The following is a 13,155-nucleotide window of genomic DNA, read 5'->3' as shown; positions in this document are numbered from 1 at the left end:
CCCGTGAACCCCGTTTGGTGGCGGAAGGTCCGCCTGCCGCCACGCAGAGTGGTGGCGGAGGTCATGATGGCAGAGGTGGCCGTCCATCGCTGCCCCGCCGCCGTCGGCGGTACGCTGGCCGGCGATGAGTCGCGCCGTCGAGGAGTCCAACCGGGCGATGCTGCGCGCCCGGGACGCGATGGACCGGGCGTACGCGCAGCCGCTCGACATCCCCGCGCTGGCCCGGATCGCCCACGTCTCGGAGGCGCATTTCATCCGTACCTTCCGGGCCACCTTCGGCGAGACGCCGCACCGCTACCTGCAACGCCGCCGGGTGGAACGGGCCATGTACCTGCTGGTGCGCACCGACGAACCGGTCACCGAGATCTGCCACCTGGTCGGTTTCGGCAGCCTCGGCACGTTCAGCCGCACGTTCCACGGCATCGTCGGTGAGTCGCCGTCGGCTTACCGGCGCCGCAAGGCCGCGCCGGCCGACGTCCCGAGCTGCTTCACCAAGGCATGGATGCGCCCGAGCGCCACGGCGGACGAGCCGGCCACGACGGACGAGCCGGGCACAACCGACGAGCCGGCCACGACGGGCGAGCCGGCCACCGCCGTCGGGACGAAGCGCGCCGCCGCCGAGGTCAGCGCCCCCGTACCTGCCGCCGCACGATGACCCAGAGCCGGTCGCCGAGCCGGCTGCGTCGTACCCAGCGCAAGCCGCCCAGCCGGCTCTTCGTCGGCGTACGCGGGCGCGGCGGCGCGGTGACCCGGGCGTAGGTGGCACCGGTCGACGGCCTGGTGAAGCCGGGTTCGAGCCGTTCGGAGGCGACCGCCAGCGCGGTGAACTGCGCCAGCACCCGGGGGTCGGGCCGGCCGCCTCGGGCGGCGGTACGCAGATCCCGCTCCACGGCCGGACGCCGGATCAGCTCGGTGAGCGGCCCGTGGACGGTGTCCAGCAGGTCGGCCACGGCGGCGACACCGTCGCCCTCCCAGATCCGGGTGGCCCGGGACGGCCCGGTGGCGGCGCTGACGAACGGCACGTCCGCCCATTCCGGTACGAGCCGGGCGATCAGCGCGGTGTGCGGCAGGCGCGCCCGTTTCTCCGCCACGGTGAACGCGAAGCTGGCCGCGACGAAGCCGGGCGCCAGGAACGGGGTGACCATCCCCGTGGTGTACGCGGAGGTGCACCACCGACGCATCCGCTCGACCAGGTAGAGGTAGTCGATCAGGTGCTCGTCGCGCAGGCCGATGCCCCGGGCGTGGGCCAGCAGGGCGGTGACGCGGTCCCGTTCGGCGGCCAGCGCCTCCGGTGCCGCCGCGGCGTTCGGTACGCCGGCCAGCAGCTTGGTCAGGCCCGCCTGCTCGGGTGTGGGTGCCGGGTCGGCGTCGGCCGGGGGATACCAGTAGCCGACCACCAGTTCGCCGGCCGCGCCGGTGAGGCTCGGCGCGCGTACCACCTCGGGCAGCCGGGTGCGCGCGGCCGGCCGGGTCAGGTAGTTCGACGGGAACTGGTGGTCGTGCAGCGCGGCGAGCCGTCGCGCCCGGTCCGTCAGGCCGACGCCGAGGACGGCGGCCGGGGGCGCGGCCGGTACGAGGCGGTGCGGCAGGTCCAGTCCGCGCCGGTCCCGTACGAGCCGGACCAGCTCGCGGGCCACGTCGCCCTCGGCGGGGGTGTCGTCGTTCGTGGCGAGGTTCGGCGTGCGGCCGGCGGCGACGAGCGTCGCGGCGATGAGCCGGGAGTCCTTGCCGCCGGAGAGGCCGAGCGTGACCTCACCGTCGTGCAGCCGGTGCAGGCCGGCGACGGCCCGGGTCAACGCGTCCGCGGCCCGGTCCAGCCGCTCGTCGATCGGCCGGTCCCGGTCGGCGAGGCCGCTGCGGACCACGTCGTCGGTGGCGTACCGGATCTCGGTGTCGAGCCGCCAGCCGCCGTCGGCGCGGCGGCGGCCGGTGATCCGCTCGCCCGGCCGCAGCAGCCGGATGCCTTCCAGCGGGCAGAGGTCGCCGCCGAAGTGGCCGGTGAGCAGGTACGACGCCCAGCCGGCCGGATCCGGGCGGGCCGGCCCGTGCAGAAAGGCGGCGAGCAGGCCGGGCCGGGTGCACCAGGCCGTCACCCCGTCGGCCGTGCCGGTGAACACCCGGGCCATGCCCAGCCAGTCCTGTTGCAGGGCGAGGCGGTCGTGGTCGAGGGCGAGCAGCGCGAACGGCGGTACGACGTCGCGGTGCACGTCATCGCCGGTGAGCAGGCGTCGGGCGAGCACCACCGGGTCGTCGCCGTCGGCGCCGACCGGGATGCCCACGGAGACGGCGGAGAGGGTGCCGTCGGTGGCGACGGGCGGCCACCGGTAGCCGCCCGGCTCGGCCGGGTGCATCACCAGCACGCCCCGATCCGTGTCGCCGAGGCGGCGGCGGTGCCAGCTGGCCGGCACCAGCTCGGCGGCGGCCCTGTCGAACCGGTCGACGGCGGCGTCGTGGCGGGACTGCGGAAGGGCGCTCGTGGCGGCCCAGGCCAACATCAACTGCATCGACTTCCCCCGATGTCGTCGCGAGGACGTTAACAGCGGATGACACAGCGATGTCCCCGAATGGACAAACGACGCAAGCCGGACCAGGTGCCGGGTTGCGGAACTCGCGCAGTTTTGGATAAGCAGCAGGTCGGGGCGCTGCTCTAGCGTCGTCGGCATGACGATGACTTCGACTTCCCGCTCCCAGATCTACGTCCTCGACCAGGACGAGGCGCTCGACTTCTACGTCGGCAAGCTCGGCCTGGAGGTCAGCACCGACCAGGACCTCGGCTTCATGCGCTGGCTCACCGTCAACGTGCCCGGTGACCCGGGCCGGGAGATCCTGCTGGAGAAGCCGGGCCCGCCGGCCCTGGACCCGAAGACCGCCGAGCAGGTCCGGGAGCTGCTCACCAAGGGCGCCGCGGGCGGTTTCCTGTTCTTCACCACCGACGACGCGCACAAGACCTACGCGGACCTGGTCGCGAAGGGCGTCGAGGTGACCGACGAGCCGACCGACCGGCCGTACGGGATCGACTTCGGTATCCGCGACCCGTTCGGCAACCGCATCCGGATCGGGCAGATGCACCAGCGTCCGTGACCGGCGGGCCACCCGGACGGCGGACCGCGGGCTAGTCTCGCGGTCCCCGACCGTGGAGGTGCCGATGCCCAGCCGCCTGCTCTACCTGGTCCGCCACGGCGAACAGGACCGGCCGGAGGAGGAGGCGGACACCGGACTGTCCGAGCGCGGGCGGCGCCAGGCGGCGCTCCTGGGCGAGCGACTGCGCGGGGCCGGTCTCACCGCCGTACACCATGGGCCGGCCCGCCGGGCCGCGGAGACCGCCGCGCTGGTCGCGGCGTCGCTACCAGGTGTTCCGGTACGCGAGGACGACCGCGCCGGCGACCACGTGCCGCACGACACCGACCCGGCCTGCCTGCCCGAGCGGTACGCGGAGTTCCTGGCCGGGTTCACCGAGCGGGAACGGCGCGACGGACCGCGCGTGACAGCGGAGGCGGTGGCGCGGTTCGCCGCCGCCCCCGCGGAGGGTGACGTACGCGAGCTGGTCGTCACCCACAACTTCCTGGTCGCCTGGCTGGTGCTGCACGCGCTGGAGGCGCCGCCGCACCGGTGGATCGGGCTCAACCAGCAGAACTGCGGGCTCACCGTGATCCGCTACAGCTCGGGCGGCCCGCCGACGCTCGTCGCGCACAACGACGTCGCCCACCTGCCGCCCGAGCTGCGTGCCACCGGCCTGCCCGACGACTACCGGTTCTGACCGGCGCTCAGGGGATCAGCTTCACCACGGCGTCGGCGACGGCGCGGGCGGACTGCGGGTTCTGGCCGGTGACCAGGCGCCCGTCGACGACCACGTGCTCGGTGAAGTCCGGTGCCGGCACGTGCTGCGCGCCCGCCTCGCCGAGCTTGTCGGCGAGCAGGAAGGGCACCTCGTCGGTGAGCCCGACGGCCGCCTCCTCGCTGTTGGTGAACCCGGCCACCCGCTTGCCGGCGACGAGCCGGGAGCCGTCGGTGAGGGTGAGGTTCACCAGCGCCGACGGGCCGTGGCAGACGGCGGCCACCACGCCGCCGCGCTCGTAGACCGAGCGGGCGATCCGGGCCAGGTCGGGGTCGTCGGGGAAGTCCCACATGGTGCCGTGACCGCCGGCGAAGAGGATCACGTCGTACCCGGCCGGGTCGACGTCGGCGGCCTTCGGGGTGTCCGTGACGCCGGCGGTGGCGAGGAAGTCGTTCTGGGTGCTGTCGTTCTCGTCCCGCCCGTCGACGGGCGGCTCCCCGCCGGCCACGGAGACGAGGTCGACGTCGTACCCGGCGGCCCGGAACACCTCCCACGGCTCGGCGGCCTCGCCGACGTAGTAGCCGGTCGAGCGGCCGGTGCGGCCCAGCTCGGAGTGACTGGTCAGAGCGATGAGTGCACGAGTCATGCTTCCATGCTGGCCTCGTCGCCCGTCCGCCGGCCATAGGTCGATGTCACAGCGACAGCGGGTTTGAGAGCCGGGTCAGCCGGTGGCGCGGGTGAGCAGCTCGACCACCTCGGCGGTGACGGCCGGCGGCCGGGCGGCGGGCCCGCAGTCCACGTACCCGCTCTCGGCCGGGCCGACGGTGAGCCGGTAGGTGAACCCGTCGGCGCAGTTGTCCGGGCCCTTGGTCTCGGTGGCCTCGGTGGCCAGCCGGGGGTCGGTGGCGAGCTGTCGCAGCCGGGCGGCGTCCGCCTCGGCGAGCCGGCCCTCCTGGGAGGCGCCGGTCCGGTCGGTCTTCGTCCAGTGGCCGTCCGGCCGCACGGTGACGGTGTCCTTCACTCCGGCGATGCCGCCCGACTTCACGAGCACGACCTCGGTGGCGGGCAGCGGCGAGGGCCCGTCCGTGAGGACGGGCGGGGCGTCGGTGCGGGCGCAGCCGGCGAGCGGGACGAGAAGGGCGGCGGCGGCCGCCGCGGCGAGGGCAGCTCTCATACCGGATCGGACGCGCGACGGGACCACCCGGTTCCTGCCCACCGGCTCCTCCTCATCCGTTCGGTCAATGTCTCCGGCGGGATCTCGCCAGCCTCTTTCACGTTCTTCGATGTATCGCTATATCTACATCAGTGACTACCCCCGTCACAACTTCGCCTTCCAGGAGGGCCCGTGAAAAGATCCGTCGCCGCCGTCAGCGCAGCGCTGCTCACCAGCGGCGTGCTGGCCTGCGTCACCACCTCGGCGCAAGCGGCAGCGCCAAGCGCCCCCAGCCCCGAGACCTCGGCCGCAGCCCAGGCCGCGAGCCTGCTGCGCGCCAACCCCGGCGTCGTCCAGGGCGCCAACGGTGAGGCCTATCAGGCCGTCCGCACCAAGGTCGACCCCTCCGGGGCGGCGCACACCCGGTACAGCCGGACCTACCAGGGTCTGCGGGTGTACGGCGGTGACTTCGTCATCCACACCGCCCCGAACGGCACCATGACCAGCGCGTCGGTCAGCCTGTCCGCCCCGCTGACCCTGAGCACCAACGCCAAGGTCGGCGCGGACGCGGCGAAGGCCAGCGCCCGCAAGACGTTCTCCGGCTCCCTCACCTCGGTCGGCACCCCGGAGCTGTTCGTCGACGCCAGCAGCGGCAAGGGCCGCCTCGCCTGGGAGACCGTCGCGACCGGCTGGAAGGCGGACAAGCAGACGCCGTCGAAGCTGCACGTCATCACCGACGCCACCACCGGCAAGGTGATCGGCTCGTACGACGAGATCGAGACGGTGGCCGGCACCGGCCAGGGCATCTACACCGGCTCGGTCACCATCGACACGACGCTCTCCGGCAGCACGTACCAGATGATCGACCCGGTACGCGGCAACGGCCGTACCTGCGACATGAACAACGGGACCTCCACCTGCACCACGTTTACCGACGCGGACAACGCGTGGGGCAACGGCGCCACCTCGAACCGGCAGTCGGCCGCCGTGGACGCCCACTTCGGCGCCGCCAAGACGTTCGACTACTTCAAGAACGTGCACGGCCGCAACGGCATCTTCGGCAACGGCCAGGGTGTGCCGAGCCGGGTGCACTACGGCAACAACTACGTCAACGCCTTCTGGGACGGGTCCCAGATGACCTACGGCGACGGCTCGGGCAACTCCCGTCCGCTGGTCTCGCTGGACGTGGCCGGGCACGAGATGAGCCACGGCGTCACCGAGGCGCTGGCCGGGCTGGTCTACTCCGGTGAGTCCGGTGGCCTCAACGAGTCCACCAGCGACATCTTCGGCAACATGGTGGAGTTCTACGCCGCCGCGCCGAGCGACCCGGGCGACTACCAGGTCGGTGAGAAGATCAACATCAACGGCAACGGTACGCCGCTGCGCTACATGTACAACCCGTCGCTGGACGGCTCGTCCGACTCCTGCTGGTCCACCAGCACGAGGAACAAGGACGTGCACTACTCCTCCGGCGTCGGCAACCACTTCTTCTTCAACCTCGCCGAGGGCACCGGCGCCACCGCGTACGGCACCTCGCCGGTCTGCGGCTCGGCCCCGGCGGTGACCGGCATCGGCCGCGCCAAGGCGGAGAAGATCTGGTACCGGGCGCTCGACGTGTACTTCACCTCGAACACCTCGTACGTCAACACCAGCAACCCGGCCAACACCGCCCGCGCGTACACCCTGCGGGCAGCGACGGACCTGTACGGCAACTGCTCCACCGAGTACAAGACCGTTCAGGCCGCGTGGACCGCGGTGAACGTGGCCGGCAACGACGCGCCGTGCAGCTCGACCGGCAACGACTTCTCCGTCTCGCTCTCGCCGACCTCCGGGTCGGTGACCGCGGGTGGTTCGGCCTCCGCCACCGTCGCCACGTCCACCACCAGCGGGACCGCGCAGACCGTGACGTTCTCCGCGTCCGGCCTGCCGACCGGCGCCACCGCGTCGTTCAGCCCCACCTCGGTGACCTCGGGCGGCTCGTCCACGCTCACCGTCTCCACCAGCTCCAGCACCCCGGCGGGCACCTACTCGGTGACAGTCACCGGCAGCGCGGCGTCGGGCACGAAGACCGCCACGTACTCGCTGACCGTGAGCAGCGTCGGCGGCGGCTGCACCGGCGCCGGCCAGAAGCTCGGCAACCCCGGCTTCGAGTCCGGCAACACGGTCTGGGCCACCACCTCCGGCGTCATCGGCCAGTACGGCTCGCAGGGCCAGCCGACCCGCACGGGTACGTGGAACGCGTGGCTGAACGGCTACGGCAGCACCCGCACCGACACGCTGTCGCAGTCGGTGAGCCTGCCGAGCGGCTGCTCCGCGTACTCTCTCTCGTTCTGGCTGCACATCGACTCGGCCGAGAGCACCAGCAGCGTCCAGTACGACAAGCTGAACGTGCAGGTGCTCAACTCGTCCGGCTCGGTGCTGGCCACGCTGGCGACCTACTCGAACCTGAACAAGGCCAGCGGCTACAGCCAGAAGTCGTTCAACCTGGCCGCGTACGCCGGGCAGACCGTCACGCTGAAGTTCACCGGCACCGAGGACAGCTCGCTGCAGACCTCGTTCGTGATCGACGACACCGCGCTCAACGTCTCCTGACCTGACCGCCCGACCCCGGGGCCCGGCGGCCACCCACGCGGGTGGTCGCCGGGCCCCGCCCGTTACGGTCGGCCCATGTCCGACGCGGAACTGACTGTCACCCTGGACGGCCCGGTGGCCACTGTCGTCATCCACAACCCGGCCCGGCGCAACGCCATGACCCCGGCCATGTGGCAGCAGCTCCCGGTGCTGCTCGACGGCCTGGAGGCCGACCCGGCGGTACGGGTGCTGGTGCTCACCGGAGCAGGCGGGACCTTCTGCGCCGGTGCCGACCTGGGCGACCTGGACGAGCTGCTTGCCGCCGGTGACGGCAGCATCGCGGTGGCCGCCGAGGAACGGCTCGCCGCGTTCGGCCGCCCCACTGTGGCCGCGATCGAGGGTGCCTGCGTGGGTGGCGGCTGCCAGCTCGCCGTCGCCTGCGACCTGCGGCTGGCCTCGGCGGACGCCCGGTTCGGCGTACCCCCGGCCCGGCTCGGCCTGGTCTACCCGGCGCCGACCACGCGGCGGCTGGCCGCGCTGGTCGGGCCGTCCGCCGCGAAGCACCTGCTGTTCACCAGCGAGCTGGTCGACGCCGAGCGGGCGCTGCGGATCGGCCTGATCGACGAGGTGCTGCCGGCCGGCGAGCTGGCCGGGCGGGTGGCGGCGCTGACCGCCACCGTCGCCGAGCGGTCCCGGCTCACCGTGACCGCCGCGAAGGAGATCGTGGACGGGCGCGCCGACGCCGACCGGCTGGCCTGGTGGCACGCCCAGGTACGGGACAGCGGCGAGGCCCGCGAGGGGGTGGCGGCGATCAACGAGCGCCGGCCGCCGCGCTTCGGCTGGACCCCGCCCGCCGTCTGACCGGACCGCCCGCGCCCGCCATGCCGGTCAGCGGTCACCGCGCCGGCCGGCTCTGACTCACCTGGGCCAGTAGTTCGTCCACCGACCACTGGTCGGAGGCGTGTTCACCGTGCTTCGCGGCGAGCACCCGACCGTCCGGCGCGATCAGGAAGTCGGCCGGCAGCCCGAGCCGCCCGCCGTGCGGGGAGGTGGACGGCAGCTTCTCCCGGCCGCGCAGCACATGCCAGGTGCCGGTCACCACTGCTCGCAGGATCGGCAGCCAGGCGCGTGGGTCGAGCAGCGACCGCCGCGCCGACTCCACACCGAACTCTCGGTAGAGCCGCCGGTCCGGATCGGCCACCACGGCGAACGGCAGGTCGGTGACGTGCTCGCGCAGTTCGTCGGCGGGGGAGTGGAAGAGCACCACCTCGCGTACGCCCGCCGCCTCGATCTCGGCGTGCCGGCGGACGATCGAGCGCAGGTGGAGGTTGCAGACCGGGCAGCCGGCGAATCGCCGGAACTGAAGGTGGACCAGGCGGTCCGGATCCGGCAGGTCGATTCCGGTGCCGGTCACGCTGGTCAGGTGGCGGGGGGTGACGACGTCCATGCGCGCTCCCGTTGTAGGCGTACGACGTACTCCTACAACCGTAGGCGTATCTTGTACGCTGTCAAGGCCATGCCCCGTCCCCGTTCCCTGACCCCGGCCCAGCTCGCCGACGCGGCGCTCGCGGTGCTCGACCGGGACGGCCTCACCGGCCTCACCATGCGCGCCGTCGGCGCGCAGCTCGGCACCAGCACCATGGGCCTCTACCGCTACGTCGCCGACCGCGACGAGTTGGAGGCGCTCGTCGTCGAGCGGGTCCTCGAACCGGTCGACACCCGCCCGCCGCCCGACGTCCCGTGGGCGGACGGCATCCGCGACCTGGCCGAGCGGGTACGCCGCGCGGTCGGCGTCCACCCGGCGGTGGTGCCGTTGCTCCCCGCGTACCGGCACCGCTCGCCGACGATCCTGCGCTGGGGCGAGGCGGTGCTCGCGGTGCTGACCGGGACCGGCTTCACCGGCACCGGACGGGTGATCGCGTTCCGCGCCCTGCTCGGCTACGTGATCGGCGCGATCCAGATGGAACACCTCGGCGCGCTCGCCGGCCCCGGAACGGCTGTCATCGCGGCGCTGCCCCGCGACGAGTTCCCCCTGCTCGCCGCGACCGCGCGCGCGGCCGGCGCGGTCGCACCCGAGAACGAGTTCGGTGGCGGGCTGGACCTCCTGCTCGACGGCCTGGCCCGGCGCCTCGGCAGCTAGGCGCCGGTGACGGCGGGACCGGCGGGCGCGGCGCCGGGGCGTACCCCCGACACCGCCCCCTGTGCCCGCCGGCCGTCGGTCACCGCGCCAGCGCGGCCCAGCTCGGCGTCACCGGCTCCCGCCGCAGCGGCATGCCCGCCTCGGCCGGGGTCCGGTCACCCTTGCGCTGGTTGCACGCGTAGCAGGCGGCGGTGGTGTTCCCCCAGGTGTTCCGGCCACCGCGCGAGCGGGGCAGGATGTGGTCGATCGTGCTCGCCGTGCCGTCGCAGTAGGCGCACCGCCGCCGGTCGCGCGCCAGCACCCCGGCCCGGGACCAGGCCGGGCCGGCGCTGAACCGCCAGCGGGTCACCACGTACCGGACGAGGCGGACCACCCGCGGCAGCGGGAAGACGCCGATCACCCGGTCGGGCTCGGCCTCGTGGATCTCGGCGACCCGGCGGCAGAGCATCCGGATCGCGTGTTTGACGGTGACCCGGTGCAGCGGGCCGAGGTCGGCGTTTATGACGAGGACGGCGTCCACCGGGCTCTCCCTTCACGATCGGCGGTACGGCGACGAAAAAGCCGCCCGGTCCACGGGACCGGGCGGCGACGACGGGACGCGCGACGCGCGTCAGTCGTGCCCTCCGGGCCAGGGACCGTGTTCCCGGCAGCCGTCGCCGAGCAGCCACGGCGTCATCGTGGTGGCGTATCGCAGCGACATCGACGGCTCCTGGAACGGTGGTTGACCTTGCGCGCTCACGGTAGATCGATCCGGGAGTCGGGGCCAACGTATTTCGATCCGTCGTCGGCGGGCCGCCGCTGCCGTCCGGCCCGCCCGGCACGTCTCGCGGCGGTGAGCGGCCGGTCGATCCGGGCGGTCATCTGCACCACCAGCTCGCTGTCCAGCAGCGGGCGGTTCACCTCGGCCGCCACCGACAGCGTGGGCGTGGAGATCGACCGCCAGATCGCGGTGAGCCCGGCGCCGAGGCCGACGAGCGCCACCGCAGCCCGGGTGGTGGGGGAGCCGGCCGCGGCGGCGGCGCTGACCCCCACGACCGCGAGCAGCACCACCAGCAGGGGTGCCAGCACCGGCCAGAAGATGCCCCGGGCCGCCTGCGCCACCAGCTTCCGGTCCCGGATGACGACGTTGCGGGCGATCACCGCCCAGTTCTCCTCGTCCAGCAGGTCGCGCGGGTGCAGCCCGCCGGTGAGCACGTCCTGCCACAGGTCGCCCTGGTTGCGCAGCTCGCGGGCCAGCTCGGCGAGCCCGGCCTCGCCCGGGTCACCCACCGTGGCCCGGCCGACAGCCGTGGCCCAGGCGGCTAGCGAGCGGCGCACCACGGCTGCCGAATACGGCGGCAGCACGCTCGCCAGCTCGTCCAGCCACCTGCTGATCTGGAGGTGCCGGCCACCGAAGCGCGCGGCCAGTTTGTCGGCGTCGCCACGTCGCACGGTGTCGGCGAGCGAGCGCCCCAGCCGGTACGCCACGCCCACCCGGTGGTTCGTCGCCATCGTCCAGCGCAGCACGTCGATGTTGAGGTCGTCGAGCGCGCGCAGCAGCGGCTCCCGGTCGGCGCCGGTGGCGCGGCGGGCGGCGGCGGTGGACGGCACCGTACGGCCCGCCGGGGTCAGTGGCGCGATCTGCGCCAGCGCCACGTCCACGCCGTCCAGATACATGCCGAGCCGGTGCCATCCGGCCAGCTCGGTCAGGTTCGACAGCTTCGGCGGCGCGGCCACCGGCCGGTTCCCGCCGTCGGTCAGGTCGGCGGTCTGCGCGTGGTGGTAGGCGTCCGCCATCGACCAGCCGAGTCGCAGCGCGGTGACCACCGCGGTCCGTTCCTCCCGCGGTGTCCCGTGCTCCTCGTCGCGCCGCTCCCGTGTCGCGGTGCTCACCGCCCGACCTCCCGTGTCACCGGATCAGTCGAGCGTAGAACCGTTTTCGACCGCTTAAGGGCTTTTTGCAGGGGTGCGACCGGCCAGCAGGCCGCGCGGACGGATCGACCGGACCGGCTCGGCCGCCGCCCCCTCGGCCCGCAGGATGTGGTTCGCCGCGATGATGCCGGTGGCCGCCGACCGTTCCATCAACGCACTCGGGAACTCCGTGCGGATGCCGTCCCCGGCCAGGTAGAGGCCCGGCGCGTCGGTCTCCACCCCGGGACGCCAGGCGTGGCTACCCGGCGTGAACGCCGGCGCCTGCGCCTCCACCCGGGCGCGCAGTTCGCGTACCCGCAGGTCGGCCACCTCCGGCCAGAGCGCGGTCAGCTCCCGCAGCATCCGCGCGGCCAGCTCGTCGGCGGGCACGTCCGGCTCGCAGGCGTACGCGTGCAGCTCCACCACCGAGCCGCCGGTCCGCTCGGCCCAGCGGCGCGGTTCGTCCTCCAGCCGGTGGTAGAGCGTCACCGAGTCCAGCGTGGGCTGCCGGGAGACGCCGCTGAACACCGCCCGGTCGGCCCGGACGTCCCCGTCCATCCAGTACCGCGCGACCGCGTACGGCGGCCCGGGCGTGCCGAACGCGGGCATCCGCGCCACCAGCTCGGGTGCCGCCGCGACCAGGCCGGGCGAGGCGCCGACCAGCGCGGCGAGTGCGGGCGGATCCACCGCGAGCACCACGTGCGGCGCCTCCCAGACGTCACCGTCGGCGCCGGTCACCTGCCACCCCGCCGGGGTACGGTCCAGCCGGGCCGCCGCCGCGCCGGTCGTCACCCGGCCGCCGTGCTTCTCCACGTGCCGGGTCAGCGGCTCCCAGATCGCCGTGCCGTAGTCCCGATCAGGGCAGTCGAACGCCAGCCCCTCCGGATTGCCGAGCAGGTAGAAGTGGAACTGCGCGATCATCTCGGCGGCCGACATCTCCGCCTCGTGGTTGAAGAACGAATGGGAGAAGACCTCGAACAGCATGGCCCGCGCCCGGTCCGGCAGCCGCAGCGAGGCGAGCAGTTCGTCAGCCGTGCGCTCGTCGAACTCCTCGTAGGTACGTACCGGGTCGTAGGTGAGCAACGGCAGCGCGGCGTCCCGGTCCATCGTGCGCAGGTCCGCCAGGCGCAGGCTCGGGCTGCGCAGCAGCAGCGCCAGCAGGTTCGCCGGCGGCGCCGGCGGCAGCTTGCCGAACTCCTCCGTCGGCCACTGCTCGGACAGGATCGGGTAGCCCGGGATCGGCTTGAGGAAACCCAGTTCCGGGTCGACCCGGCGCAGGATCGACCGCCAGTTCCAGTACTGCCGGAAGAACGCGTGGAAGCCGTGCTCGTTGCGCTGGACGCCGTCGGGCAGCTCCTCCGACCACGCGCCGAGCCGCCCGCCGAGGTGCGGCGCCGCCTCCAGCACCGTCACCGCCACGCCGCGCTCGGCCAGCACCACCGCCGCCGACATGCCGGCGATGCCGCCGCCCACCACCAGCGCCGGGACCGGTCGCGGCACGCGGTCCGCGCCACCGCCGCCCGGGTCAACCACGTGCTCGCGTACGCCGATCAGGCGACCTACCACTTGCGACAGACTCACGGGCCATCCTTCAGTCGGTGGTCCCTCCAGTCTGCCCGAGGTGAA

At 73.4% G+C, this 13,155-nt stretch carries 13 protein-coding genes; 6 read left to right on the top strand and 7 right to left on the bottom strand.

All coding sequences use genetic code 11. The features are described 5' to 3' along the window. Positions 1-124: 124 nt before the first annotated feature. Complete coding sequence (locus ACQP26_RS28420) at positions 125-655, top strand: helix-turn-helix domain-containing protein (RefSeq protein ID WP_433494442.1); 531 nt, start codon at positions 125-127, stop codon at positions 653-655. On the opposite strand, the gene ACQP26_RS28415 is transcribed toward ACQP26_RS28420, so the two are convergent. Then, on the bottom strand, positions 624-2,504 hold the full coding sequence (locus ACQP26_RS28415; RefSeq protein WP_433494441.1) for a hypothetical protein: 1,881 nt from the start codon (positions 2,502-2,504) through the stop codon (positions 624-626). The genes ACQP26_RS28420 and ACQP26_RS28415 overlap by 32 nt on opposite strands. Before the next feature lie 157 nt (positions 2,505-2,661). On the opposite strand from ACQP26_RS28415, the gene ACQP26_RS28410 reads away from it, so the two are divergent. Together ACQP26_RS28410 and ACQP26_RS28405 are read left to right on the top strand one after the other, a co-directional pair. After that, positions 2,662-3,081: a VOC family protein gene (locus tag ACQP26_RS28410; protein WP_013475052.1), complete on the top strand. Its 420-nt coding sequence runs from the start codon at positions 2,662-2,664 to the stop codon at positions 3,079-3,081. A 64-nt stretch (positions 3,082-3,145) separates the two neighbouring features. After that, complete coding sequence (locus ACQP26_RS28405; protein ID WP_433494440.1) at positions 3,146-3,757, top strand: histidine phosphatase family protein; 612 nt, start codon at positions 3,146-3,148, stop codon at positions 3,755-3,757. A gap of 7 nt (positions 3,758-3,764) precedes the next feature. Here ACQP26_RS28405 and ACQP26_RS28400 read toward each other — a convergent pair whose 3' ends face one another. Together ACQP26_RS28400 and ACQP26_RS28395 are read right to left on the bottom strand one after the other, a co-directional pair. Further along, entirely contained in the window at positions 3,765-4,421 is a 657-nt protein-coding gene (locus ACQP26_RS28400; RefSeq protein WP_281579605.1) for a type 1 glutamine amidotransferase domain-containing protein, read from the bottom strand. A gap of 75 nt (positions 4,422-4,496) precedes the next feature. Further along, the gene (locus ACQP26_RS28395) at positions 4,497-4,949 is read right to left on the bottom strand and encodes a hypothetical protein (protein WP_433494439.1); all 453 of its coding nucleotides are present in this window, start codon (positions 4,947-4,949) and stop codon (positions 4,497-4,499) included. A 171-nt stretch (positions 4,950-5,120) separates the two neighbouring features. Here ACQP26_RS28395 and ACQP26_RS28390 point away from each other — a divergent pair, with 171 nt between their 5' ends. Next, on the top strand, positions 5,121-7,520 hold the full coding sequence (locus ACQP26_RS28390) for a M4 family metallopeptidase (RefSeq protein WP_433494438.1): 2,400 nt from the start codon (positions 5,121-5,123) through the stop codon (positions 7,518-7,520). Between the two features lie 75 nt (positions 7,521-7,595). After that, a complete protein-coding gene (locus tag ACQP26_RS28385) occupies positions 7,596-8,360 on the top strand; it encodes an enoyl-CoA hydratase/isomerase family protein (protein WP_433494437.1) in 765 nt (254 codons plus the stop codon). A gap of 34 nt (positions 8,361-8,394) precedes the next feature. Here the strand turns inward: ACQP26_RS28385 and ACQP26_RS28380 are convergent, their stop codons facing one another. Beyond that, entirely contained in the window at positions 8,395-8,946 is a 552-nt protein-coding gene (locus ACQP26_RS28380; RefSeq protein ID WP_433494436.1) for a peroxiredoxin-like family protein, read from the bottom strand. A gap of 69 nt (positions 8,947-9,015) precedes the next feature. Here ACQP26_RS28380 and ACQP26_RS28375 point away from each other — a divergent pair, with 69 nt between their 5' ends. Beyond that, positions 9,016-9,639 (top strand): TetR/AcrR family transcriptional regulator, encoded by a 624-nt coding sequence (locus ACQP26_RS28375; RefSeq protein ID WP_433494435.1) that lies wholly within the window; start codon positions 9,016-9,018, stop codon positions 9,637-9,639. A 79-nt stretch (positions 9,640-9,718) separates the two neighbouring features. Here ACQP26_RS28375 and ACQP26_RS28370 read toward each other — a convergent pair whose 3' ends face one another. The 3 genes from ACQP26_RS28370 to ACQP26_RS28360 form a co-directional block, all read right to left on the bottom strand. After that, a complete protein-coding gene (locus ACQP26_RS28370; RefSeq protein ID WP_269703752.1) occupies positions 9,719-10,159 on the bottom strand; it encodes an HNH endonuclease in 441 nt (146 codons plus the stop codon). A gap of 215 nt (positions 10,160-10,374) precedes the next feature. After that, the gene (locus tag ACQP26_RS28365; RefSeq protein ID WP_433494434.1) at positions 10,375-11,511 is read right to left on the bottom strand and encodes a hypothetical protein; all 1,137 of its coding nucleotides are present in this window, start codon (positions 11,509-11,511) and stop codon (positions 10,375-10,377) included. Between the two features lie 54 nt (positions 11,512-11,565). Further along, on the bottom strand, positions 11,566-13,110 hold the full coding sequence (locus tag ACQP26_RS28360; protein WP_433494433.1) for an FAD-dependent oxidoreductase: 1,545 nt from the start codon (positions 13,108-13,110) through the stop codon (positions 11,566-11,568). Between the last annotated feature and the right edge of the window lie 45 nt (positions 13,111-13,155).

It is taken from the genome of Micromonospora sp. CA-248089, from assembly GCF_050948515.1.
Classification (GTDB): Bacteria; Actinomycetota; Actinomycetes; order Mycobacteriales; family Micromonosporaceae; genus Micromonospora.
This window is presented reverse-complemented; position numbering and strand designations above follow the sequence as displayed.